We start from the raw sequence: 1,719 nt of genomic DNA on the forward strand, positions 1-1,719 counted from the left end.
TGGGCATCAGTAAGTGTTAGTCTATTCATATAATCAGAATAACTGATTTTCTTTGTATGTCAACACACCCTAATATAACCTTTTAATTCAACACTCATATCCATTTTCTTTAGAAGAATTGATTTGAAAAATTAAGAAAATAAAAGCCTAGTTTAAACTAAGCTATTATTTTTAATACATATTGGATGATATTATGAATTATAAACCACAAACATAATCATAACGTACCCAACCATTGTAGCGACCAACAGTAACGTTGTACCAAGATTTATTGTCGTTACCAACAACCTCTTTATATACAGTAACAGGCGTATTGTTGGTAATACTAGTAATACGTTTGAATTGTTGACCTGGACCTGAGCGTAGTGTCAGTGTCCCTGTTGCATCATTCGTACATACATAGCCTGAAGTAGTCTTTTGTGCTGCTGGACCTAAGGCGTTAGCAGATGTTGCCACAGACAAACCTAATACTGCACTTACAGCTAGAATTAATTTAAAACTTTTCATTACAATTTCTCCGAAAGCATATTAAAACTTTACCAGTTATATAATGTAACCAAATTTAACGCCTTTTATTTTTTTCTGCAAGTTAAAATTTAATCTCATTGCAAAACAATAAAATTAATTTTATAATGTCTACACAAATGATGATTTACTCAATTAAATTGTATTTTTTAACTCGTATGGAATGAGACACTGCTCATGAAAAAAAAACAATTGTTAACCACTGGTGCGATTATTGGTAGCTTAGCACTCATTCCTGCCGTTTTTGCATTAACCAACCAACCTGCACAAGAAGAAATGGGACCTGCCGCAACTTCAGCCATCAAAACGATTGCCCAAGGCAATTACAATGAGCCTCAAGAAGGCAACACACTAAATGGTATGGAAAGCAATCAACCAACCGTATCATTTAATGATAGCAATGTTCCTAATGCAAACTACAATTCAAATGTAATGCCTGTCACACACGCTGCTAATATGCCTCCTGTACAAACACCCAATAACGCCTTATGTACACCACATCCTGAGGCAGCAAGTGTTGGGATCAAACATTATCGTTTCCCAGAACAGACTAATCTGGTGAGTATTGGTAATGGCTATAAAATGCATCCTGATGCCGCACAAGCTTTGAGTAAAATGATGGCAGCGGCTCGTCAAGATGGTGTAACATTGACCGTTGGTTCAGCGTTCCGTTCGGTTGCATACCAACAAGGCATTGTTGACCGTAAAAAAGCAGCTGGACAAAAGCCAAAACAACTATATTTCATGTCTGCACCAGCTGGCTATTCTGAACATCATACTGGTTTTGCTTTAGATTTTAGTCCAATTAATCCTAGCTTTGCCAAAACTAAAGGCTATACATGGCTGCTAAGCAATGCAGGCAAATATGGTTTCAAACAAACTTACACTGCTGCCTATTCAGCGAAAAGTGGTGTATCTGAAGAGTCGTGGCACTGGAAATTCACTGATAGTCCAGCCGCACAACAAGCTTTGGCAGCACAGTCTTGTTACTAATCACTCGAATAATCCTTGTATCAAAAAGCACTACTACCCCGTAGTGCTTTTTTATTTCATATTTGTAATACGACAAAATCTATTTATGTAAATTTATTCGCATTTTATTGCATATTTGTGTAATTTAATAGACCTCTTTCGAAAATGTAAATTTAGCGATTAACTTGCCAATTTATAAATCCTGCCACTAATTTCATTCTC

2 protein-coding genes are annotated in these 1,719 nt (G+C 36.1%); one reads left to right on the forward strand and one right to left on the reverse strand.

Annotated features, from left to right (window positions below):
* Positions 1-198: 198 nt before the first annotated feature.
* Complete coding sequence (locus ACEYX7_RS10875) at positions 199-507, reverse strand: SH3 domain-containing protein (RefSeq protein ID WP_374805538.1); 309 nt, start codon at positions 505-507, stop codon at positions 199-201.
* Positions 508-702: 195 nt separating this feature from the next.
* Here ACEYX7_RS10875 and ACEYX7_RS10880 point away from each other — a divergent pair, with 195 nt between their 5' ends.
* Positions 703-1,518: a M15 family metallopeptidase gene (locus tag ACEYX7_RS10880; RefSeq protein ID WP_374805540.1), complete on the forward strand. Its 816-nt coding sequence runs from the start codon at positions 703-705 to the stop codon at positions 1,516-1,518.
* Positions 1,519-1,719 lie beyond the last annotated feature (201 nt).

The sequence above is a fragment of the Hubeiibacter jixunmingi genome (genome assembly GCF_041928215.1).
In the GTDB taxonomy this organism is placed as follows: Bacteria; Pseudomonadota; Gammaproteobacteria; order Pseudomonadales; family Moraxellaceae; genus Acinetobacter.

Coding starts and splice junctions, on each gene's coding strand:
- ACEYX7_RS10880 (WP_374805540.1), top strand. CDS start 703: ATGAAAAAAAAACAATTGTTAACCACTGGTGCGATTATTGGTAGCTTA.
- ACEYX7_RS10875 (WP_374805538.1), bottom strand. CDS start 507: ATGAAAAGTTTTAAATTAATTCTAGCTGTAAGTGCAGTATTAGGTTTG.